The 20,612-nt window shown below is 73.3% G+C and carries 21 protein-coding genes; 4 read left to right on the top strand and 17 right to left on the bottom strand.

Annotated elements, in window-relative coordinates:
* Window positions 1-264: 264 nt before the first annotated feature.
* The gene (locus LBW97_RS14595) at window positions 265-1,332 is read right to left on the bottom strand and encodes a BMP family protein (RefSeq protein WP_224500073.1); all 1,068 of its coding nucleotides are present in this window, start codon (window positions 1,330-1,332) and stop codon (window positions 265-267) included.
* A gap of 241 nt (window positions 1,333-1,573) precedes the next feature.
* Between LBW97_RS14595 and LBW97_RS14590 the strand changes: the two genes are divergently transcribed.
* Window positions 1,574-2,851, top strand: a complete 1,278-nt coding sequence (locus LBW97_RS14590; RefSeq protein WP_224500072.1) for a D-alanyl-D-alanine carboxypeptidase family protein — start codon at window positions 1,574-1,576, stop codon at window positions 2,849-2,851.
* On the opposite strand, the gene LBW97_RS14585 is transcribed toward LBW97_RS14590, so the two are convergent.
* The 4 genes from LBW97_RS14585 to hisC form a co-directional block, all read right to left on the bottom strand.
* Entirely contained in the window at window positions 2,736-3,734 is a 999-nt protein-coding gene (locus LBW97_RS14585; protein WP_224500071.1) for a YihY/virulence factor BrkB family protein, read from the bottom strand. The genes LBW97_RS14590 and LBW97_RS14585 overlap by 116 nt on opposite strands.
* Before the next feature lie 36 nt (window positions 3,735-3,770).
* Complete coding sequence (locus LBW97_RS14580) at window positions 3,771-4,340, bottom strand: 2'-5' RNA ligase family protein (RefSeq protein ID WP_224500070.1); 570 nt, start codon at window positions 4,338-4,340, stop codon at window positions 3,771-3,773.
* On the bottom strand, window positions 4,337-5,359 hold the full coding sequence (trpS, locus tag LBW97_RS14575; protein WP_224500069.1) for a tryptophan--tRNA ligase: 1,023 nt from the start codon (window positions 5,357-5,359) through the stop codon (window positions 4,337-4,339). The genes LBW97_RS14580 and trpS overlap by 4 nt, the downstream gene beginning before the upstream one ends.
* Before the next feature lie 83 nt (window positions 5,360-5,442).
* Window positions 5,443-6,552 (bottom strand): histidinol-phosphate transaminase, encoded by a 1,110-nt coding sequence (gene hisC, locus LBW97_RS14570; protein WP_224500068.1) that lies wholly within the window; start codon window positions 6,550-6,552, stop codon window positions 5,443-5,445.
* Window positions 6,553-6,584: 32 nt separating this feature from the next.
* Here hisC and galE point away from each other — a divergent pair, with 32 nt between their 5' ends.
* Window positions 6,585-7,541 carry a UDP-glucose 4-epimerase GalE gene (gene galE, locus LBW97_RS14565; RefSeq protein WP_224500067.1) on the top strand — a complete coding sequence of 319 codons (957 nt, stop codon included), beginning with the start codon at window positions 6,585-6,587 and terminating at the stop codon, window positions 7,539-7,541.
* A gap of 315 nt (window positions 7,542-7,856) precedes the next feature.
* On the top strand, window positions 7,857-8,645 hold the full coding sequence (locus tag LBW97_RS14560; protein WP_224500066.1) for a CAP domain-containing protein: 789 nt from the start codon (window positions 7,857-7,859) through the stop codon (window positions 8,643-8,645).
* Window positions 8,646-8,665: 20 nt separating this feature from the next.
* Here the strand turns inward: LBW97_RS14560 and LBW97_RS14555 are convergent, their stop codons facing one another.
* From LBW97_RS14555 to LBW97_RS14535, 5 genes are all read right to left on the bottom strand, one after another.
* Window positions 8,666-9,247 carry a hypothetical protein gene (locus LBW97_RS14555; RefSeq protein WP_224500065.1) on the bottom strand — a complete coding sequence of 194 codons (582 nt, stop codon included), beginning with the start codon at window positions 9,245-9,247 and terminating at the stop codon, window positions 8,666-8,668.
* Between the two features lie 214 nt (window positions 9,248-9,461).
* Window positions 9,462-10,676, bottom strand: coding sequence for an NADP-dependent isocitrate dehydrogenase (locus tag LBW97_RS14550; RefSeq protein WP_224500064.1), 1,215 nt, complete (start codon window positions 10,674-10,676; stop codon window positions 9,462-9,464).
* 81 nt (window positions 10,677-10,757) lie between these two features.
* Window positions 10,758-11,711, bottom strand: coding sequence for a malate dehydrogenase (gene mdh / locus LBW97_RS14545; RefSeq protein WP_224500063.1), 954 nt, complete (start codon window positions 11,709-11,711; stop codon window positions 10,758-10,760).
* A 43-nt stretch (window positions 11,712-11,754) separates the two neighbouring features.
* On the bottom strand, window positions 11,755-12,054 hold the full coding sequence (locus LBW97_RS14540; protein WP_224500062.1) for a DUF3017 domain-containing protein: 300 nt from the start codon (window positions 12,052-12,054) through the stop codon (window positions 11,755-11,757).
* Entirely contained in the window at window positions 12,051-12,905 is an 855-nt protein-coding gene (locus LBW97_RS14535) for a bifunctional methylenetetrahydrofolate dehydrogenase/methenyltetrahydrofolate cyclohydrolase (RefSeq protein ID WP_224500061.1), read from the bottom strand. Before LBW97_RS14535 ends, LBW97_RS14540 begins: the two co-directional genes overlap by 4 nt.
* Before the next feature lie 69 nt (window positions 12,906-12,974).
* Here LBW97_RS14535 and LBW97_RS14530 point away from each other — a divergent pair, with 69 nt between their 5' ends.
* On the top strand, window positions 12,975-13,502 hold the full coding sequence (locus LBW97_RS14530; RefSeq protein ID WP_224500060.1) for a hypothetical protein: 528 nt from the start codon (window positions 12,975-12,977) through the stop codon (window positions 13,500-13,502).
* Window positions 13,503-13,568: 66 nt separating this feature from the next.
* Here the strand turns inward: LBW97_RS14530 and LBW97_RS14525 are convergent, their stop codons facing one another.
* From LBW97_RS14525 to sucD, 7 genes are all read right to left on the bottom strand, one after another.
* Complete coding sequence (locus LBW97_RS14525) at window positions 13,569-14,042, bottom strand: PH domain-containing protein (protein WP_224500059.1); 474 nt, start codon at window positions 14,040-14,042, stop codon at window positions 13,569-13,571.
* Window positions 14,043-14,292: 250 nt separating this feature from the next.
* Window positions 14,293-14,904, bottom strand: a complete 612-nt coding sequence (locus tag LBW97_RS14520) for a pentapeptide repeat-containing protein (protein WP_224500058.1) — start codon at window positions 14,902-14,904, stop codon at window positions 14,293-14,295.
* 68 nt (window positions 14,905-14,972) lie between these two features.
* The gene (gene purH / locus LBW97_RS14515; protein WP_224500057.1) at window positions 14,973-16,526 is read right to left on the bottom strand and encodes a bifunctional phosphoribosylaminoimidazolecarboxamide formyltransferase/IMP cyclohydrolase; all 1,554 of its coding nucleotides are present in this window, start codon (window positions 16,524-16,526) and stop codon (window positions 14,973-14,975) included.
* The gene (purN, locus tag LBW97_RS14510; RefSeq protein ID WP_224500056.1) at window positions 16,523-17,134 is read right to left on the bottom strand and encodes a phosphoribosylglycinamide formyltransferase; all 612 of its coding nucleotides are present in this window, start codon (window positions 17,132-17,134) and stop codon (window positions 16,523-16,525) included. The genes purH and purN overlap by 4 nt, the downstream gene beginning before the upstream one ends.
* A gap of 48 nt (window positions 17,135-17,182) precedes the next feature.
* Window positions 17,183-18,379 carry a DUF6350 family protein gene (locus LBW97_RS14505; RefSeq protein WP_224500055.1) on the bottom strand — a complete coding sequence of 399 codons (1,197 nt, stop codon included), beginning with the start codon at window positions 18,377-18,379 and terminating at the stop codon, window positions 17,183-17,185.
* 74 nt (window positions 18,380-18,453) lie between these two features.
* Entirely contained in the window at window positions 18,454-19,503 is a 1,050-nt protein-coding gene (locus LBW97_RS14500) for a phage holin family protein (RefSeq protein ID WP_224500054.1), read from the bottom strand.
* A 212-nt stretch (window positions 19,504-19,715) separates the two neighbouring features.
* Window positions 19,716-20,594, bottom strand: coding sequence for a succinate--CoA ligase subunit alpha (sucD, locus tag LBW97_RS14495; protein WP_224500053.1), 879 nt, complete (start codon window positions 20,592-20,594; stop codon window positions 19,716-19,718).
* Window positions 20,595-20,612 lie beyond the last annotated feature (18 nt).

Genomic DNA, 20,612 nt, shown 5'->3' with positions numbered 1-20,612 from the left:
GGCCTCTCTCTCGCGGTGCGGCCGCGGTGGCGGCGCACGTCCACTCGTGTGCGTCGGCGGGGACGCAGTTCGTGCGTCCTCACCGATGTCGTGCTGGCCCGGCCGGCGACCGGTACGGGAATGATCCCGCAGCCCGCGCTCCCGCCGGAGCCGGGCCCCGGAGGGACGCCGATCCCACGACGACGGGCCCGGGCGCGTGCGCCCGGGCCCGTCGTGGAGCGCCCGATGGACGCGGGCCCACCCGGAGGAGGGCCCGCGCCAGGATCACGGGGTGGTCGGGACCTCGACCTCGCCGTCGACGATCTGCTGACGCCAGTCGTCGATGACGGACTGGATGTCGTCGATGAAACCGCCGGAGGTCGACAGGTCGATGCCGCCGGTCTCCAGGTCGCTCAGGATGTCGGTGCCACCCTGGAGGTCACCCTCGGAGAAGTCGGTGATGTAGGACTCCACCGCGTTGTCGACCCGCTTGAGCATCGACGTCATGATGACGGCCTGCTGCTCCGGGGAGGTGGCGCTCAGGTACTGGTCGGAGTCGACGCCGATGGCGCGCTGACCGGCCTCGACGGCGGCCTCGAAGACGCCCTCGCCCGAACCACCGGCGGCGTGGAACACGATGTCCGCGCCGGCCTGGTACATGCCCTGCGCCGCGACCTTGCCACCCTCGGAGTCACCGAAGCCGGAGGGGTCACCGGCGGGCGAGAGGTACTTGACGTCGACGATGATGCCGGGCTTCACGGCCTCGGCACCGGCCTTGTAGCCGGCCTCGAACTTGCCGATGAGGGGGCTCTCCTGCCCACCCACGAAGCCGATGTGGCCCGTCGCGCTCTTGGAGGCGGCGGCGACGCCGGCGAGGAAGGAGCCCTCCTCCTCGGCGAAGATCAGCCCGGTCAGGTTGTCGACGCCCATCTCCTCGACCGACGTGTCGACGATGGCGAACTGGGTCTCGGGGTAGTCGGCGGCGATGTCGCCGATGATGTCCCCGTAGGCGAACCCGACCGCGATGACCGGGTTGAAGCCGTTCTCGGCCAACTGGGTCAGCAGCTCGCCGCGGTCGGACCCGTCATCGTTCGGGGAGAGCTCCTGGATGTCCTCCTTGACGTCGCCGCCGAGGGCCTCGACGGCCGCCTCGACACCGGCGATCGCCGAGTCGTTGAAGGACTTGTCGCCGCGACCACCGGTGTCGTAGGCGACGCCGACCTTGAGGTCGCCCTCGCCGCCACCGTTGCTGCCGGAGCCGCTGCTGCCCTCTTCGTCGCTGGCACAGGCCGACAGGGCCAGGCCGCCGGCCAGCAGCAGCGCCGCGGCCTTCGTCATCCGCGCTCGGCGCAAGACGATCTCCTCTGATTGGGGGGACGCGCGCCGGTCGGCGGCGCGTTCCGGGTTCGGATACCGGCGCCCACGATCCGCGGGGAAGCGGACCGTGCGGGGCACCGCCAGGGACGCTAATCGCGGCACCCGAGGGGGCTCCAACCTCTGCCCGGACTGAGACACGATCGTTGCGAAGGCTCATCCCTTCGGGGACGCAGACTCCGATTGCGGTGAAGCAGGTCACGCCGCCTACCGTGCCGACATGCGACCACGCGGTACGACAGGGTTCCTGATCGGCCTCGCCGTCCTGCTGCTGCCCGCTCCTGCGGCCTCCGCCGCACCTGCGTCCGCCACCCCCGCGGCGACGACGCCGTCCTCCCCCCGGCCGACCGCGGACCCTGCCGCACCGACGCCGTCGGCACCCCTGACGGGCCTGCCCCGGCGCGGCACCGCCCCCGACGGCAGCACGGTGGGCGGCGAGCGGCTCGGTGCGCGCGGCGTCGTGGTCGCCGAGGAGGCCCCGCCCCTGCCACCGGGCATCGTGGCCGGCTCCTGGCTGGTCGCCGACGCCACGTCGGGGCAGGTCCTGGCCGCGCGGGACGCACACGGCCGCCGCTATCCGGCGAGCACGCTCAAGACCCTCACCCTGCTGACCCTGCTCCCCCGCCTGGATCCGGCCGAGGTGGTGACGGCGACGGAGGAGGACGAGCGGATCGAGGGCAGCCGGGTCGGGCTCGTCACCGGTGGCCGCTATCCGGTCTCGCTGCTGTTCGAGGCGCTGGTCCTCCAGTCCGGCAACGACGCGGCGTCCGCCCTGGCGCGCACGGCCGGCGGCGTCGGGACGACCGTGGAGTTGATGAACCGGACCGCCGCCGCGCTCGGTGCGTACGACACCGTCGTCGGGTCCCCGTCCGGGCTGGACGTGGCCGGTCAGACCAGCTCGGCCTACGACCTGGCGCTGATCTTCCGTGCCCTGCTCGAGAACCCGGCGGCCGCCGCGGTGCTGCGGGTGCCCAGCGCCGTGATGCCCCCGGTCGAGGGCCGTTCCCCCGGCTACCAGATCCAGAACGAGAACCCGCTGGCCGACTACCCGGGTGGACTGGGCGGCAAGACGGGGTTCACCGACGCCGCGCGGCACACGTTCGTCACGGCGGCCGAACGGGACGGCCGCCGTCTCGTGGTCAGCGTGCTCGACACCGAGCGCCTGCCGCTACGGGCCGCCGACCAGGCCGCGCTCCTGCTCGACTGGGGCTTCGCCGTCCCGGCCGGCACCCCCGGGATCGGCCGGCTGGTCCGCCCGGCCGACCTCCTGTCCACCGCCGCGCCCACACCGGCGCCCACCGACTCCCCCACCCGCGAGCAGGCGCAGCCGCGACCGGAAGCCGCCCACTGGCCGGTTCCGGCGCTGGGCGCCGCCGCGCTGCTCAGCGTGACGCTGCTGGGTGCGGAACTGGCCCGTCGTCGACGTCGACCGGCGGGTCCACCGGAGCCGGGACCGACGGCTCCCCCGCGAGGCCGGTGGCCGTCCAGGCGGCGGTGAAGAAGGAGAACCGCGCCACCAGGTTGATCCACACGAGCACGCCGACGGCGCCACCGAAGGCCGACGCCGTCACGCTGTCGGAGATCAGCGACAGGTAGTAGCCACCGACCAGCTTGAGCACCTCGAAGCCCACGGCGCCGAACAGGGCTCCGGGCAGGAGCCGTCGCACCGGCGTCGAGACGGCCGGCACCACCCGCAGCATCCACAGGAAGACGACGATGTTGCCCGCCATCGCCAGCGTGATCCCGAGCAGCCAGGTGAGCACCCCGTATCCCGGCTCGTCGGCGAGGTCGAGGAAGTCCAGCACCCGCGACGTCCCCTGGCTCACCAGCCCGGTGACCCCGAGGCTGGCCACGCCGAGGCCGCCGAGCGCGACGAGCGCCACGACGTCCTGCAGGTTGTCGCGGAGGAACTCGGGTTCGTCGACCCGGCCCTTCCAGATGCGTTCCATGCCCACGCGGAGCTTGTCCATCGTCCGCAGCCCGGCGTAGAGGAAACCCCCGAGCGCGATCAGCCCGACGAACCCGGCCGAGTCGATGGCGCCGGACAGCTGCTCGACCAGCCGCCGCCCGAGGCCGCCCGGGAAGGTCTCGCGGATGGTGGTGAACAGCTCGCGCTGGAGCAGTTCGTCGCCGGCGATGACGAGTCCGATGACCGAGGCGACGAGCAGCAGGACCGGGAAGAGGGCCAGGAAGGCGAAGTAGGTGACCCCTGCGGCCATGAGGTCGCCCTGGGTGCGCTGGTAGCGGCCGCCGGCGCGGGCCAGGTGGTCGAACCAGCCGTAGCGGGCGCGTCCGGCGTCGATCGTCGACTCGACGCGGTCCCAGAGGCGGGCGGGCCACGCCTTCCGGGCCGGCGCGTCCCCGGAGCTGGCGGTGCTCACCGCCCGAGTCTGCTGGCTGCGCGGCTCAGTCGCAGGTCACAGGTGGGCGGGGCCGGTGAGCCGGTGCTCGCGCACGACCGACCAGGCGCCGGTGGCGGTCTGCTCGAACTCGGTGAAGTGCTCGACCCGGAACTCCGCGGAGAGGTTCTGCAGGCCGCTGTAGGCCAGCTCCAGCATGTCGGCCGGGACGTCGTGGGCCACGGTGACGTGCGGGTGGTAGGGAAACGAGAGCGACCGGTGCAGCGGTCCGGTGCGGACGTCGGTGGCCAGCAGCTCGCAGTTGCCGATGCCCCGCGCCACGGTCACGAAGACCACGTCGGAGACGGGGGTGAACGTGCCGGTGCCCGACAGGTGCATGTCGAACGGCGGATGGTTCGCCGCCACCGCGGCGAGGTGCTCGGCGACGGCGGCCCGGTCGGCGACGGGCACCTCGGTCGGCGGGAGCAGGGTCACGTGCGGCGGGACGATGCTCGCCTGCGGGTCCCCGAGCTTGGTGCGCCACTCGACCAGCAGCGACGCCCACGGCTCGGGCACCGGCACGATGACCCCGAGCACCGCCGTCTCCGGGGGGCCGGCCAGCCGTCCGACGAAGGTGTCGTCGTTCATGCCTTCTGCCCCGCCGGCGGGAGGAAGCCCACCCGCTCGTAGACGTCGGCGACGGTCGCCGCGGCCACCTCGCGCGCACGGGCCGCGCCCGCGGCCAGGATCCGCTCCAGCTCCGCCTGGTCGTCCAGGAGCTCCTGGGTCCGCTGCTGGACAGGAGTCACGAACTCGACGACGACCTCGGCGAGCTCCTTCTTGAGGTCGCCGTAGCCACGGCCGGCGAACTGCTCCTCGAGGGCGGGCACCGAGATACCCGACAGCGCGCTGTGGATCGTCAGCAGGTTGGTGATGCCGGGCTTGTTCTCCCGGTCGGCGACGATCTCTCGGCCGGTGTCGGTGACGGCCGAGCGGATCTTCTTCGCCGTCACCTTCGGGTCGTCCAGCAGCTGGATGCACCCGGCCGGCGGCAGGCTCTTGCTCATCTTCTTCTCGGGCGACTGCAGGTCCATGACCCGGGCCGCACCCTCGGGGATGAAGCCCTCGGGGATGCGGAACGTGTCGCCGTAGCGGCCGTTGAAGCGGGCCGCGAGGTCGCGCGAGAGCTCGAGGTGCTGGCGCTGGTCGTCGCCCACCGGCACCCGGTCGGCCTGGTAGATCAGGATGTCGGCCGCCATCAGCACGGGATAGGTGAACAGGCCGACCGTCGTCCCGGTCGTGCCCTCGCGCTGGCTCTTGTCCTTGAACTGCGTCATGCGGCTGGCCTCGCCGAAGCCGGTGAGGCACTCCAGCACCCAGGACAGCTGCAGGTGCTCGGGCACATGGCTCTGCACGAACACCGCGCTGCGCGACGGGTCCACGCCCAGCGCGATCAGCTGGGCGGCCGACACCAGGCTGTTGCGGCGGAGCTCGGCGGGGTCCTGCGCCACGGTGATGGCGTGCAGGTCGACCACGCAGTAGAAGGCGTCGTGCCCGTCCTGCAGGGCGACCCACTGGCGCAGCGCGCCGAGGTGGTTGCCGAGGTGGAACGAGCCCGCCGTCGGCTGGATGCCGGAGAGGACACGGGGAAGAGCCACGTCGGCCATCAAACCAGCCGCGGCGCCCGCAGGTTCCGGGCTCCCCCTTCCCGCGGCGCCCCGAGGCGCGGGAGCGGTCGCCGAGATGCTGGTCAGCGACCCGCGCCGCCGAGCGTGTCGTCCAGCGCGGCGAGGAAGACGTCGTCCTCCTCGGGGGTGCCGACGGTGACCCGGATGCCCTCGCCGGCGAAGGGCCGGGTGATCACCGCGCGGGCCTCCAGCGCCGCGGCGAGCTCCGCCGTCCGCTCCCCCACCGGCAGCCAGACGAAGTTGGCCTGGCTGTCGGCGACCTCCATGCCCCGCTCGCGCAGCTCCGTCGTCAGCCGCTCGCGCTCGGTGGTGACGACGGCGCACCGCCGGCGCACCTCGTCCTCGCTGGCCAGCGCGGCGACGGCCGCGGCCTGGGCGACCATCCCGACACTGAACGGCAGGTGCGTCTTGCGCACCGCCTGGGCGACCGCCGGGTCCTCGGCCAGCAGGTAGCCGACGCGGAGGCCCGCCAGCCCCCACGCCTTGGAGAACGTGCGGAGGACGGCGACGTTCGGCCGGCCGCGCATCAGCTCCACGCCGTCGGGGACCTCGGGGTCGGTGACGAACTCGCGGTAGGCCTCGTCGAGAACCACCAGGGTGTCCGCCGGGACGGCGTCGAGGAACCGCTCGAGCTCGGGACGGCGCACCGCCGTCCCGGTGGGGTTGTTCGGGTTGCAGACGAAGACCAGGCGGGTCGTGTCGTCGATCGCGGCGGCCAGCGCGTCGAGGTCGTGGGTGTCGGCGGCGCCGCCGTCGCGGCCCGGGGTGAGCGGCACCTGGATCGCGCGGGCGCCGGCCACGCGGGCCAGCAGCGGGTACATCTCGAACGAGCGCCAGGCGAAGGCGAGGCTCGTGCCGGGGTCGTTGTAGGCCTGCGCGAGCTCCTGGCAGATCGCCACCGCGCCACAGCCGACGGCGACCTGCGCCGGGTCGACGCCGTACCGCTCGGCGAGCGCCCGCGTGAGGACGACGGCGCCGTTGTCCGGATAGCGGTTGGTCTCGACGACGGCCGCGGTGACCGCCTCCACGACAGCGGGCAGCGGCGGGAACGCGACCTCGTTGCTGGCCAGCTTGACCGCGCGCTCGACCCCGATCTCGCGGGCGAGGTCGGCGGGGTTGCGCCCCGGCTTGTAGGCCGGGAGCGACTGCACCGCCGGTCGGGCACTGACCACGAGATCCTCCTGACGCCCCCTAGGGTGGGGCCATGCGCGTACTCGTCGCCGGTGGAGCCGGCTACATCGGCAGCGTAGTGACGGCGGCCCTGCTGTCCGACGGGCACGAGGTGACGGTCCTCGACGACCTCTCGACCGGTCACGCCGACGCCGTTCCCGAGGGCGCCACGCTGGCCCAGGTGTCGCTGCACGACTCGGCTCCCGTGCTGGCCCACTTCCGCCCCGAGGCGGTGCTGCACTTCGCGGCCAAGTCGCTGGTCGGCGTCTCGCAACAGCAGCCGGAGGACTACTGGCACACCAACGTCGGAGGGTCCTTCGCGCTGCTCGAGGCCATGCGGGCGGCCGGCTGCCGGCGGATCGTCTTCTCCTCGACCGCCGCCACCTACGGCGAGCCCGACCAGGTGCCGATCCGCGAGGACGCACCCACCCGCCCGACGAACACCTACGGCGCCTCGAAGCTCGCCGTCGACCACATGCTGACCTCCTACGCGGTGGCCCACGGCTTCGCGGCGGTGAGCCTGCGCTACTTCAACGTGGCCGGCGCCGCCTACGGCCTCGGCGAGCGGCACGCCACCGAGACCCACCTCATCCCGATCGCGCTGCAGGTCGCCGCCGGCACGCGGGAGTCCCTGACCGTCTACGGCCAGGACTACCCGACCCCGGACGGCACCTGCATCCGCGACTACGTGCACGTCGAGGACCTCTCCGACGCCCACCTGCTGGCGCTGCCGGCCCCGGCGGCCGGCGAGCACCGGATCTACAACCTCGGCAACGGCACCGGATTCTCCGTGCAGGAGGTCGTCGAGGCCGCCCGCGAGGTCACCGGCCACCCGATCCCGGTGACCGTCGGCGAGCGGCGGGCCGGCGACCCGGCCCAGCTGGTGGCCTCCAGCGACCGGATCCGCGCCGACCTCGGGTGGACCCCGAAGCACACCGACCTGGTCGGCATCGTGCGCGACGCCTGGGACGTCGCGCAGGCCCGCGGCTAGCCCACCTCGGTGCGGTCGCCCTCTCGCCGAGCGTCGTCGCCGGCGGCGGGCTGACCCGCAGCCGGGCGAGCCGCCGCCCGTCGCGTCGGCTTCGTGCACGTCCGCGTCCTGTTCCTGCGGCCGACCACCGGGAGCCGCGACCAGTTCGACTGTGCCACCAGCCGGGCCGCGCGGCCCGGTCGGAACCAGGGTGGCCGGTCCGGTCGGTACTGGTGCCCACCAGTCCCGAAACCAGATCGACCGCTGCACCTAGCGTGATCTCCCGCTCACGGTTAGTCTCACCTTGATAACGAAACGTGATCTCGGAGTGACCCTGTGCAGCACACCCCCGCCGCTGGTCCGCCCTCGCGCCACCGGGCCGCCGTCTCCGGCTCCCGCCGCGTGGTCGTCCGACGCCACTCCTCCTACGTGCGACGCTTCGGCCTCGGCCTGGCTCTGTCGATCGGGGCTGCCGGATTCGCGCTCCTCGCGCCGGACGTCATGACCCCGGCCCCGAACGAGGCCGGCGTCGCGCCCGAGTCGTCGACGTCGGTGTTCGCCCTGACCCCGGAGCCGGTGGTCGTGGACGCTCCTGCGCCGGCACCGGCAGCGCCGCCGCCGCCACCGCCGGCCCCGGCCCCCGTCGCGCCCGCGCCGCCGCCCGAGCCCGCCCCCGTCGAGGTCCCGGTCGTCGAGGAGCCTCCCGCGGAGGAGCCGCTGGAGGCCGCGCCGGCCCCGGCCCCCGCCCCTGTCGACAGCTCCCGCGAGGCCGCCGTGATCGCGCTGGTCAACCAGGAGCGCGCCTCCGCCGGCTGCGGTCCGGTCGTGGCCGATGCCGGACTCGCCTCGGTCGCCGCGGCGCACAGCGCGGACATGCGGGACCGCGACTACTTCGACCACGTGAACCTCGACGGCCTCGACCCCTTCGACCGCGCCGACGCCGCCGGTCAGGACGCGCGGGCGGAGAACATCGCCTGGGGTCAGCAGGACCCGGGGTCGGTGATGACCGCGTGGATGAACAGCTCCGGGCACCGGAAGAACATCCTGAACTGCGACCTGTCGCGACTCGGCGTGGGCATCGCCGACAGCGGCAAGGGCCCCTTCTGGACCCAGCTCTTCGGCTGATCCAGCCCTCGCCCGGCTGATCACTCCGCGAGCGCGGCCGCGGTCACGAGGACGACGCGCCACCCCGGGGCGGTGAGCCGTTTCATCCGCCGGCGGCCCCTGGCCGGCATCCCCGCCAGCGCCAGGAGCACCCGAAGCCTCGACTCCGGCGGCGACTCGGCCCGCTCGTCGAGCAGCGACACCGCCTGACGGCATCGGCGCACGCCCCGCCCACCGATCAGCTCTCCCGCAGCTGCCTCCTGGGTCGTCCGCGACACCACCCCCGCGGCGAGGAGCTGGTCCAGTGCAGGAACCGCTTCCATGAGCGGCTCCAGGCGTCCGATGTCGAGGGCGGTGCGCAACCCGGAGGTGCACCGGAACCGACCGCGGACCACGACGTCGGTGATCGGTAGCGGAGCTCGCCGAACGCGCAGACCGGCCGCGGCCCCGAATCGCGATCCCGGCGGTACGACCATCTCGATCGGGCCGGGTGTGTCGACCGCGAACGACTCCGGCAGCTCGGCGTCGGCGTAGATCCCGTGGAACAGCCGCTTCCACGCCGCACTGCGAAGCTCGTCCCTGGTCAGGACGCCGTCCGCCACGACGCCCCGACTCCGGAACACCGCTCCCGCAGGACCTCCGGTCGGCGGGGTGTGGGCACCGCGCACGCCTGCCGAACCGCGAGCCAGGGTGCTGCCGCCGTCCACAGGCCACCGAGAGTCGTCAGATAGGGCTTCGGAGGGACGCCGCAGCCCCCATTCGGCGCGTCTAGGCGCCCGCCTGAACGCAGAGCGGCCCCCCGCCCGGAGGCGAAGGGCCGCTCTGTCAGCGCCTGGATCAGGCCATGGCCTTCTGCAGGTTGGTGTCGATCGCCGCCAGGAAGTCCTGGGTGGTCAGCCAGGGGCTGTCCTTGGAGATCAGCAGCGCCAGGTCCTTGGTCATCTTGCCGCTCTCGACGGTCTCGATGCAGACGCGCTCGAGGGTCTCGGCGAAGCGGGTGACCTCGGGGGTGTTGTCCAGCTTGCCGCGGTGCGCGAGGCCCCGGGTCCAGGCGAAGATCGACGCGATCGGGTTGGTCGACGTCTCCTTGCCCTGCTGGTGCTGGCGGTAGTGACGGGTCACCGTGCCGTGGGCGGCCTCGGCCTCGACCGTGCGGCCGTCCGGGGTCGCGAGCACCGAGGTCATGAGGCCGAGCGAGCCGAAGCCCTGCGCGACGGTGTCGGACTGCACGTCACCGTCGTAGTTCTTGCAGGCCCAGACGTAGCCGCCCTCCCACTTGAGCGAGGCGGCGACCATGTCGTCGATGAGCCGGTGCTCGTAGGTGATGCCGGCCTCGGCGAACTTGTCCTTGAACTCCGCCTGGAAGGTCTCCTCGAAGATGTCCTTGAACCGGCCGTCGTAGGCCTTGAGGATCGTGTTCTTCGTGGACAGGTAGACCGGGAACTTGCGGTCCAGGCCGTAGTTCAGCGAGGCGCGCGCGAAGTCGCGGATCGAGTCGTCGAGGTTGTACATCGACAGCGAGACGCCGGCGCCGGGCGCCTGGAAGACCTCGTGCTCGATGGGCTGCGAGCCGTCGTCCGGGGTGAAGGTGACGGTGAGCTTGCCGGCCGACGGGAACTTGAAGTCGGTGGCGCGGTACTGGTCGCCGTAGGCGTGACGGCCGACGATGATCGGCTTGGTCCAGCCCGGCACCAGGCGCGGCACGTTCTGCATGATGATCGGCTCGCGGAAGATCACGCCGCCGAGGATGTTGCGGATCGTCCCGTTCGGGGACCGCCACATCTTCTTCAGGCCGAACTCCTCGACCCGCGCCTCGTCCGGCGTGATGGTCGCGCACTTGACGCCGACGCCGTGCTTCTTGATGGCGTTGGCGGAGTCGATGGTGATCTGGTCGTCGGTCGCGTCACGCGACTCCATGCCCAGGTCGTAGTACTCGAGGTTGACGTCGAGGTACGGGAGGATCAGCTGGTCCTTGATGAACTGCCAGATGATCCGGGTCATCTCGTCGCCGTCGAGCTCGACGACGGTGCCCTCGACCTTGATCTTGCTCACGCGTTCTCCTTGTTGCTCTCGTGGCCCCGCTGCAGGGCCCCGCCGCGAGCTTCGAGCGGTGGGGGGCAGTGGGGTCCGTTTTCAGAGGTCGGCTACGTCGGCCTGCTTCGCGCGCACCGCTTCGGCCGCTTCGCGCAGACCAGCCAGCTCGTCGTCGGACAGGTCGCTCTCGACGACGCGCGTCACGCCGCCCCGGCCGATCTCGGCCTCCACCCCCAGGTACACCCCGGAGATGCCGTACTCGCCGTCCACCCAGGTGCACACCGGCATCACGGCGCCGGAGTCCTCCATGACCGCGCGGGCCATGCGGGCCGCAGCGGCGGACGGAGCGTAGTAGGCCGACCCGGTCTTCAGGAGCGCGACGACCTCGGCGCCACCGTTGCGGGTGCGCTGCACGAGGTGCTCGATCCGGTCGGCGGCCAGCACGTCGGCCAGCGGCTTGCCGTCGACGGTGCAGCGCGAGGGCACCGGCACCATCGTCTCGCCGTGCGAGCCCAGGGTCAGCGTCCGCACCGAGTGCACGGGGACGCCGAGCTCCTCGGCCACGAAGTTGGTGAAGCGGGCCGTGTCGAGCATCCCGGCCTGGCCCATGACCTTCTGGTGCTCGAAGCCGGTGGCCATCTGCGCCAGCGCGGTCATCTCGTCCAGCGGGTTGGAGACGACGATGACCACCGCGTCGGGCGAGGTCTTCGCGATGTTCTCCGACACCTGCCGGACGATCCCGGCGTTGGTCTCGATGAGATCCATGCGGCTCATGCCCGGCTTGCGGGGCAGCCCGGCGGTCACGACGACGACGTCGGAACCCTCGGTGCCCTCGTAGGAGCCACCGCCGACGCCGACGACCTTCGTCTCGAAGCCCTCGATGGGCCGGGACTGGTTCATGTCGAGGGCGAGGCCCTCGGGCTTGCCCTCGACGATGTCGGTGAGGACAACGGTCTCGAAGATGTCGTACTCCGCGAGGCGGAGTGCGGTGGTGGAGCCGTAGAAGCCGGCACCGACGACGGTGACCTTGCCGTTCCTGGGCTGCGCTGCCATGGCCGCCAACCTAGCCCTCACCGGCTCCCTGCGCTGCTGCGGGTCACGCGCCGGGGATCGCCAGTGCGAAGGCGGTCAGCACCAGTCCGGCCGTCGCGAGCAGGACGACGTCGACCGCGCGGCTGCGCACGGCGAGGAAGCCGACCCGCCGAACCGGGAGCAGCAGCCGAAGCAGCGCGGCGCCCACGAGCGAGAGGCCGACGACCACCAGGCCGATGCGCCAGTGCTCGAAGGTGACCAACAGCAGGCCGACCGCGACGGCCACGAGCACCGCCAGCAGCGGCAGCTGGCGGACCAGCCCGGCCAGGAACGGCCGGCGCACGTAGAGCGGCGGGCGGGTCACCGGGCGGCGGCCTGCTCGGCGGCGAGGACGACGTTCTGCAGCAGCATCGCGCGGGTCATGGGCCCGACTCCCCCGGGGTTCGGCGCCACGTGCCCGGCGACCTTGACGACGTCCTTCGCGACGTCGCCGGCGATCTTCCCGTCGACCCGGCTGACACCCACGTCGAGCACGGCGGCACCGGGCTTGACCAGCTCGGCGGTGATCAGGTCGGGGACGCCGGCCGCGGCGACGACGACGTCGGCGTTCCGCAGGTGGGCGGCCAGGTCGCGGGTGCCGGTGTGGCAGAGCGTGACCGTCGCGTTCTCGCTGCGGCGGGTGAGCAGCAGGCCCAGCGGCCGGCCGACGGTGATGCCACGGCCGACGACGACGACCTCCGCGCCGTTCAGCGGGACGTCGTAGCGGCGGAGCAGCTCGACGATGCCCACCGGCGTGCACGGCAGCGGCCCGGGTACGCCGAGCACGAGCCGGCCCAGGTTCACCGGGTGCAGGCCGTCGGCGTCCTTGGCCGGGTCCATGGCCTCCAGGACCTTCGCCTCGTCGATGTGCTTCGGAAGCGGCAGCTGGACGATGTAGCCGGTGCACGACTCGTCGGCGTTGAGCTCGGCGACGACGTCGAGCACGTCCTGCTCGGTCGCGTCGGCCGGCAGCTCGCGCTGGATGCTGGCGATGCCGACCTGGGCGCAGTCGGAGTGCTTGGCGTTGACGTACCAGCGGCTGCCCGGGTCGTCGCCGACCAGCAGGGTGCCGAGGCCGGGCCGGTGACCGGCCGCGGTGAGGGCGGCCACCCGCTCGGTGAGCTCGGTGCGGATCGCTGCCGCCGTGGCCTTGCCGTCCAGAGTCGTCGCGGTCACGGAGACAGTCTGCCCGAGCCACCCCCGGGACGGCGCCCGCGGCCCTAGGCTCCCGGCAGGAGGTGCGCGATGACCGAGCGCGAGCAGGAACCCGCCACGACCGAGATGTCCGCCGCCTCGATGCCCGGCGGCGCCACGGCACCGTCCTGGTCCACCGACCGGACGGTCTTCCGGCGCCCCGACCCGTGGGCCGGGGTGCTTCTCCTGCTCGCCGGCCTCGCCGCGGGGGTGAGCCTGGTGCTGCGGTGGCTGGCCGACGACGACGCCACCGGCCTGGACTTCGTGCGGCGCGGCCTGACCGACCTCGGCGACGTCGTGGACACCGGGCTGTGGCAGCCGGTGGTGATCGTGCTGGGCGGCGGGGTGCTGCTCGTGCTCGGCCTGCTGATGTTCAGGCCCGCGCGCAACCACCGGCCGCTCGGCCTGCTCGCCGGTGTGGTGAGCGCGCTCGTCGTCTGGGCCGTGCTCGTGCCGCTGATCGCCGCCGACTTCGACCTCGGCTTCTTCGGCACCGGCTTCTGGTGGGCGATCGCCGTCGCCGTCCTCGGCCTGCTCGGCGCGGGCGCAGCCCTGGTCACCGGGCCGCGGAAGGGCTGACGCTCCGTGTGCTGAGCCACCTCTACGGCACTGCCCCGCACTTGCGCCGGATGCACCCGCCGCCTGCTACCGCAGACCGGCCCGATGCTGCGCCTCGGCGATGGCCGAGGCCGCCTCGCGTGCCCGGCGGCCTCGGGTCGACAGTGCCCCGGCCACATCGGCCAACGCCCACACCGCCACGGAGGACCCGCTGCGCAGCTGCACTCGGGCCGCGGCGAAGCCCGGCGCCACGGTGACCACATCGGCGAGAGGCACATGCCGGGTGCTCCACGGGTTCACCACGGTCACCTCGTCTGCGGTCAGGACCAGCCGTGGACGCAGGGCCACCCACCAGGCCCCTAGCCAGAGCACCGCAGCGGTCCCGCCGGCGGCCAGACCGTCGATCGCGTAGTCGCTGGACAGGTGGACGAGCGCCTGGATCGACATCGTCAGTGCCGCCAACGTCGGCAGGCCGGCGATGACCGCCACCCAGATCCGGCCGGATCGGCTGACGCGCCACACGCGAGAGGGAGAAGCGGTCGGTGCCGTCACATCGGACATCGTGCCGCTCCTCGATGCCGACGCAGTGGAAGATGCCCCCGCCGCGCCCGAGCGAGGGTCAGCAGCCGCCACCACGCCAGCGCCGTCGCCTCGGCGTCGGAGCCGCGGTCGGCTCGGTCGCGACCCTGGTCACCGGATCGCGGAAGGGCTGGGACTCAGCCCGGCATCCGGCGCCTCTCCACGACGACGGTCCACGGCTCGTCGTCGTACCGGTCCACGAGCAGGGCTTCAGCGGCGGATCCGGTCGCGCTCAGTCGCCGATGAGCGCGCCGTGCGAGCTGGTGAACTGCACCGCCTGCGCGAGGTCCAGCCGCACGCCCGTGAGGTCGAAGGCCCGCCAGTTGATCTCGTCGGTCGACGCGCCGCGCAGGTCCGCGCCGCGCAGCTTCGTGCCCTGCAGTCGGCTGCGGTCCAGCAGGGCGCCGGTCAGGTCGCACTCGCGCAGGTCGGCGTCGGTCAGATCGGCGTCCCGGAACCGCTGACGGGACAGGTCCAGCCCCGACAGGTCGGCGCCGCGCAGCGAGGTGAAGCTCCAGTCGCACTCCGTTGCCGTCATCGGCCGCAGCTGCGCCCCGGGGAACTGCGAGCCGGTGAGCTTGCAGCCGTCCCAGGTGACGTCGATGAGCTTCGCGCGATCGAACCGGCAGGACAGGAACGCCGAGCCGAGGTGCCGCGCACCGGCCATGCGGACGCCGGTGAGCACGCAGTTGTCGAACACGCAGCGCCGGGTGACCAGGTCCTCCAGCTCGGCGTCGTCGAACCGGCAGCGGGTGAAGGTGACGCCGTCGAGCTCGGCGCCCAACCAGTCGACGCGGGCGAAGTCCTCCCCCTCGAGGACTGCTCCGCTCTCGGGTGGCCCCACATGAGGCCGGCCCCCTCGCAGGGACCCGGCCCGGGCCTGCGAGGGACGGGGGGCGAGGGGGTCCTTCATCAGTGCGCGAAGTGGCGTGTGCCGGTCAGGTACAGCGACGCGCCGGCGGCCGCCGCGGCGGCGACGACCTCCTCGTCCCGCACCGAGCCGCCGGGCTGCACGACCGCTCGCACGCCGGCGTCGAGCAGCACCTGCAGGCCGTCGGCGAACGGGAAGAACGCATCGGACGCGGCGACCGAACCCGCGGCCCGCTCCCCCGCCCGGGAGACGGCGAGCCGCGCCGAGTCGACCCGGTTGACCTGGCCCATGCCGACGCCGACCGTCGCGCGGTCGTGGGCCAGCAGGATCGCGTTGCTCTTGACCGCGCGCACCGCCCGCCAGGCGAAGACCAGGTCGTCCAGGCCCGCGGCGTCCAGGGGCTCGCCGGTGGCGAGGGTCCAGGTCGTGGGGTCGTCACCTTCGGCGTCGATCCGGTCGACGGTCTGCATCAGCAGTCCCCCGCCGATCGGGCGGATCTCCGCCCCGCCGGCGGGTGCGTGCGGCAGGCGGAGCAGCCGGACGTTCTTCTTGCCGGTCAGCACGCGCAGCGCGTCCTCGGTGAACGACGGCGCCACGACGACCTCGGTGAACACCTCCGAGACCTGCTCGGCCATGGTCAGGTCCACCTCGCGGTTGGCCGCGATGACACCGCCGAAGGCCGACAGCGGGTCGCAGGCGTGCGCCTTGCGGTGCGCGGCGGCGATGTCGGCGCCGACGGCGATCCCGCACGGGTTCGCGTGCTTGATGATCGCGACGCAGGCCTCGTCGTGGTCGTGCGCGGCCCGCCAGGCGGCGTCGGTGTCGACGTAGTTGTTGTAGGACATGGCCTTGCCGTGCAGCTGCTCGGCGTGCGCGAGGCCGAGCGCCGCTCCACCCCGGTAGAGGGCGGCCTGCTGGTGCGGGTTCTCGCCGTAGCGCAGGACGTCGGCCCGCTCCCAGGTCGCGCCGACCCACTCCGGGAAGGCGGTCTCCTCGTCGGGCGCGAGCACGCTGCCCATCCAGGAGGCGACGGCGGTGTCGTAGCTCGCGGTGTGCCGGAACGCGGCGGCGGCCAGCTTCTGCCGCCCGGCGAGGGTGAAGCCGCCGGCGGAGACCGCGGCCAGGACGTCGTCGTAGTTCGCCGGGTCGACGACGACCGCGACCGAGGGGTGGTTCTTCGCCGCGGCGCGCACCATCGCGGGCCCGCCGATGTCGATCTGCTCGACGCACTCGTCCGACGTCGCGCCCGAGGCGACGGTCTCGGTGAACGGGTAGAGGTTGACGACGACGAGGTCGAAGGCGGCGATGCCGAGGTCCTCGAGCTGCGCCACGTGGTCGGGCTTGCGGCGGTCGGCCAGGATGCCCGCGTGCACGGCGGGATGCAGCGTCTTCACGCGGCCGTCGAGGCACTCGGGGAACCCGGTCACCTGCTCCACCGGCGTGACCGGCACCCCTGCCTCGGCGATCCGGCGGGCGGTCGCGCCGGTGCTGACCAGCTCGACGCCCGCGGCGGCCAGCCCACGGGCCAGTTCCTCGATCCCGGTCTTGTCGTACACGCCCAGCAGGGCACGACGGATGGGGCTGCGCTCGCTCATTCGGGGCTCTTCCTCGTCGTTCTGGAGGTGACGAAGGCCGCCACCGTCTCCACCAGGAGCTCGCGCTCCACGTCCTTGATCCGCTCGTGCAGGCTCGCCTCGTCGTCGCCCGGCAGGACCGGCACCTCGCGCTGTGCCAGCACCGGCCCGGTGTCCACGCCGGCGTCGACCACGTGCACGGTCGATCCGGTCACGCCGGCACCGGCGGCCAGCGCGTCCCGCACGGCGTGCGCGCCGGGGAACAGCGGCAGCAGCGCCGGGTGGGTGTTGATCAGACGGCCCTCGAAGCGGTCGAGCACCGCCGGCCCGACGATCTTCATGAACCCCGCCGAGACCACGAGGTCGGGCTCGAAGGCGGCGATCCGCTCGGCCAGCGCTCGGTCCCAGGCGGCGCGGTCGGTCAGCTCCCCGAGCGCGCAGACGAACGTGGGCAGGCCCCGGTTCCGGGCGTGCTCGAGCCCCGGCGCGTCCCGATCGGCCCCCACGGCGACGACCTCGGCCGGATAGGCGGGGTCGTCGGTGGCGGCCAGCAGGGCGGCGCACAGCGAGCCGGTGCCGGAGATCAGCACGACCACGCGTGCCCGGTGGGCAGGCTCGTCGGCGGGCACGGTGCCGACAGTAGCCGGGGCTCCGGAAGCGCCCGAGGGCCTACCCGCTCAGCCGAGGGCCCGCCAGCGGGTCACCGCCGCGGCCACTGCCGCGGCGATCCCGCTCTGCGCGGCGACGGCGATGCCGGTGGCAACCGCCGGGGCGCCGACCACCGCGAGCGCGCCGTCGCCGAGCGTGCCGCCGCCGATCCAGGCCAGGAGGCCCACGACGACGCCGAGCAGGACACCGGTGAGCACCCCGGTCAGACCCGCCGTGACCGAGCCGCCGTCGGCGTCACCCCACCAGCGGCCGACCGTCGTCCCCGCGACCAGCCCGGCCACGACCGGGATCACCTGGGAGACGAAGGCGACCAGCGGCACCGCCTGGGTGTCCGGGAGCGCCGCGAGCAGCGGCAGCGCGGGGACGGCCCCCAGCGTGACGCCGTGCACCGACACCAGCGTGCCCGTGCCGACGGCGAAGCCGGGGCCGGCGGCCAGGCCGAGGACCGCGAGCGAGGCGTTCGGGAGCAGCAGGGCGCCGAGGGCGACGAGGCCCGCCGCGCCCGCCGCCGCTCCGCCGAGCGAGCCGGAGACCGCCGCGTAACCGGACGTGTCGCTGGCCAGCGCGATCGCGACGACGCAGGTCGCCAGCGCCAACGCCGTGAACAGCCCGGCGAGCACGCCCCGCAGGACCGGCCGGAGCACGCCGGGCAGCCGGTCGAGGGCCACGTCGAGGAGACCGGACTCCCGGCCGGCGCCCCAGCCGACGGCGACCAGGGCGACCAGGAGCGGACCGAGGACGGTGCGCGGCCAGCCGATGCCCACGCCGTCCCCCTGCGCGAGCAGGGCGACCAGCAGGGTCAGGCCGACGTGGAGCGCGACCACGGTTGCGGCGGCCCGCAGCACCTGACCCCGTGAGGCGTCGTCGTCCAGAACACGCACCGCGACCCGCCCGGCCCAGGAGAGCGCCCAGGCCAGCAGGACGCTGAGCAGCAGCGGGGCGAGCACGAGCGGCCCCGACGCGAGGGTGAGCTCGGCCCCCTGGGCCAGCAGCCACAGCCGCGCGGACAGCACCGCCGAGGCGCCGGTGGACATGCCGCCGGCCGGATCCAGGGTGTTGACGACGACGACCGCGAGCCCCAGGCCGATCAACCCGACGACGGTGACGGCAACGGCGGCGGCCAGTGCCAGGAGGGCCGGGGGCGCCGGCCGTGCGGCCTCGCCGTCGCCGCGCCGGAAGGGCAGGCGTGCGAGCAGGGCGACCACGGGTCCACTCTCCCAAGCGGGCGGAGCAGATGCCGGGCGCACGCGCCGGGCCGACACCCGCGGACCGGCCGGGATCAGGTGTCCGTGCGGGGACGCTCACCCTCCGCATGCGGAGCAGGGCCCTGCGCGGGACCCGGCGCCGCGGGCCACGGCGCCGACTGCGGCGGGTACGGCTGGAGGTAGGGCTGCTGCGGGTACCCGCCCGGCCAGTACCCGCCGCCGGCCGGAGGGCTCGGCTTCGGGGGCCGTTCCGCCAGGTCACGGCGCAGGGCGAGCCCAGCGGCCACGGTGATTCCCACCGCCGTGAGGAACCCGAGCAGCGCCCAGAACGAGAAGGCGAGCTGCAGCGTGTCGAGCCAGGCGAAGAACGTGAGCACCAGGCCCAACGAGGCCAGTCCGACCGTCACCGCGGCCCGCGGGAACGTCACCGTCGCCTTCACGATGCCGGGCAGCAGCGCCCAGAGGGCGGCGAGCAGGAACAGCACGAACGCCGTGGCGACCGAACTGCTGCTGAAGCCGCTGAGGCTCACGCCGAACGTCTCGTTGCCGAGCCGCCACCAGGGCAGGAGCGCCACCCCCAGGAACACGAGGGCCCCACCGGCGACGATCCAGTCGAGCACCCGCACCCGCTTGAGGTCGACAGAGAACTCCGCGCTCGGCCCCGGCTTCCGCAGGTAGGGGTTGGGCGCTCCGTAGGGAGGCTGCTGGTGCTGCGCCCCTGGCTGTCCGTAGAGCGGGGGCTGCCCGTAGGCCGGCGGCTGCCCGTAGTACTGGGGCTGCCACTGCGACTGCTGCCCGTACTGCGGCTGTCCGTACTGGGGCTGGCCGTACGGGGGCTGCCCGTAGGCGGGCGGCTGGCCGTACTGGGGCTGGCCGTACGGGGGCTGCCCGTAGGCGGGCGGCTGGCCGGGGTGCTGAGGCTGCCACTGCCGCGGCTGCCCGTACTGCTGCTGGCCGTGGGGCGGCTGACCCTGAGGCCCGCCGTAGTACTGGGGCGGCCCCTGCGGCTGCGGGGCCTGCGGCTGCATCGGGGCACCCGCCGCCGGGGACCCGTGCGCCTCCGGCCGCCCACCGTCCGGCGGGGGCCCGCCCTCGGGCTGGTGCGGGGGCTGGTTGGCGGTCACAGGCTCTCCTCCGGAACGGTGGGACTCCATGATCTGACGGCGGCGCTCACAAGGGCGCAACGCCGGGGCGCGGCGCGCCGTCCCCGGAGCCGGGAACGACGCTGCCCGGCACCCCTCGACGGGGTACCGGGCAGCTGGTGACGGACTGGAACGGCCGCCCTTCAGGGTCCCGCGCCGAGCTCGCGAGGCGTGGGGGGAAGTGCGGTCCTTCGTCAGGCGCCGACGATCTCCCGCATGAGGCGCGCGGCCTCGGACGGGGTCTTGCCGACGCGGACGCCGGCGGCCTCGAGGGCCTCCTGCTTGGCGGCGGCGGTGCCTGCCGAGCCGGACACGATCGCGCCGGCGTGGCCCATCGTCTTGCCCTCGGGGGCGGTGAAGCCCGCGACGTAGCCGACGACCGGCTTGGTGACGTTGGCCTTGATGAAGTCGGCGGCCCGCTCCTCGGCGTCGCCACCGATCTCACCGATCATCACGATGGCCTCGGTCTCCGGGTCGTCCTGGAAGGCCTGGAGGCAGTCGATGTGCGTGGTGCCGATGACCGGGTCGCCACCGATGCCGACGGCCGTCGAGAAACCGATGTCCCGGAGCTCGTACATCATCTGGTAGGTCAGCGTGCCCGACTTCGACACCAGGCCGATCTTGCCCTGCTTGGTGATGTTGGCCGGGATGATGCCGGCGTTCGAGCGCCCGGGGCTGATGAGGCCGGGGCAGTTCGGGCCGATGATGCGGGTCGAGCCACCCTGGGCGTGCGCCCAGACGTAGGTCGAGTCGTGCACCGGGATGCCCTCGGTGATGACGACGGCGAGCCCGATCTGGGCGTCGACGGCCTCGATCGCGGCGGCCTTGGCGAACGGCGGCGGCACGAAGATGACGCTGACGTCGGCGCCGGTCTCCTTCATGGCGTCGGCGACGGAGCCGAACACCGGCACGCTGGTGCCGTCGAAGTCGACGCTGGTGCCCGCCTTGCGGGGGTTCACGCCGCCGACGATCGCGGTGCCGGAGGCGAGCATGCGCGACGTGTGCTTGCTGCCCTCGGAGCCGGTCATGCCCTGGACGATGACCTTGCTGTTCTCGTTGAGGAAGATCGACATCTGCTGTGTCCTAGTCCG

The organism is Blastococcus sp. LR1, assembly GCF_020166105.1.
GTDB lineage: Bacteria > Actinomycetota > Actinomycetes > Mycobacteriales > Geodermatophilaceae > Blastococcus.
This window is presented reverse-complemented; position numbering and strand designations above follow the sequence as displayed.

Excerpts from the sequence above, each read along its gene's own strand:
- LBW97_RS14590 (WP_224500072.1), top strand. The coding sequence starts at position 1,574 with ATGCGACCACGCGGTACGACAGGGTTCCTGATCGGCCTCGCCGTCCTG.
- LBW97_RS14580 (WP_224500070.1), bottom strand. The coding sequence starts at position 4,340 with ATGAACGACGACACCTTCGTCGGACGGCTGGCCGGCCCCCCGGAGACG.
- trpS (WP_224500069.1), bottom strand. The coding sequence starts at position 5,359 with ATGGCCGACGTGGCTCTTCCCCGTGTCCTCTCCGGCATCCAGCCGACG.
- galE (WP_224500067.1), top strand. The coding sequence starts at position 6,585 with ATGCGCGTACTCGTCGCCGGTGGAGCCGGCTACATCGGCAGCGTAGTG.
- mdh (WP_224500063.1), bottom strand. The coding sequence starts at position 11,711 with ATGGCAGCGCAGCCCAGGAACGGCAAGGTCACCGTCGTCGGTGCCGGC.
- LBW97_RS14530 (WP_224500060.1), top strand. The coding sequence starts at position 12,975 with ATGACCGAGCGCGAGCAGGAACCCGCCACGACCGAGATGTCCGCCGCC.
- LBW97_RS14525 (WP_224500059.1), bottom strand. The coding sequence starts at position 14,042 with ATGTCCGATGTGACGGCACCGACCGCTTCTCCCTCTCGCGTGTGGCGC.
- purH (WP_224500057.1), bottom strand. The coding sequence starts at position 16,526 with ATGAGCGAGCGCAGCCCCATCCGTCGTGCCCTGCTGGGCGTGTACGAC.
- sucD (WP_224500053.1), bottom strand. The coding sequence starts at position 20,594 with ATGTCGATCTTCCTCAACGAGAACAGCAAGGTCATCGTCCAGGGCATG.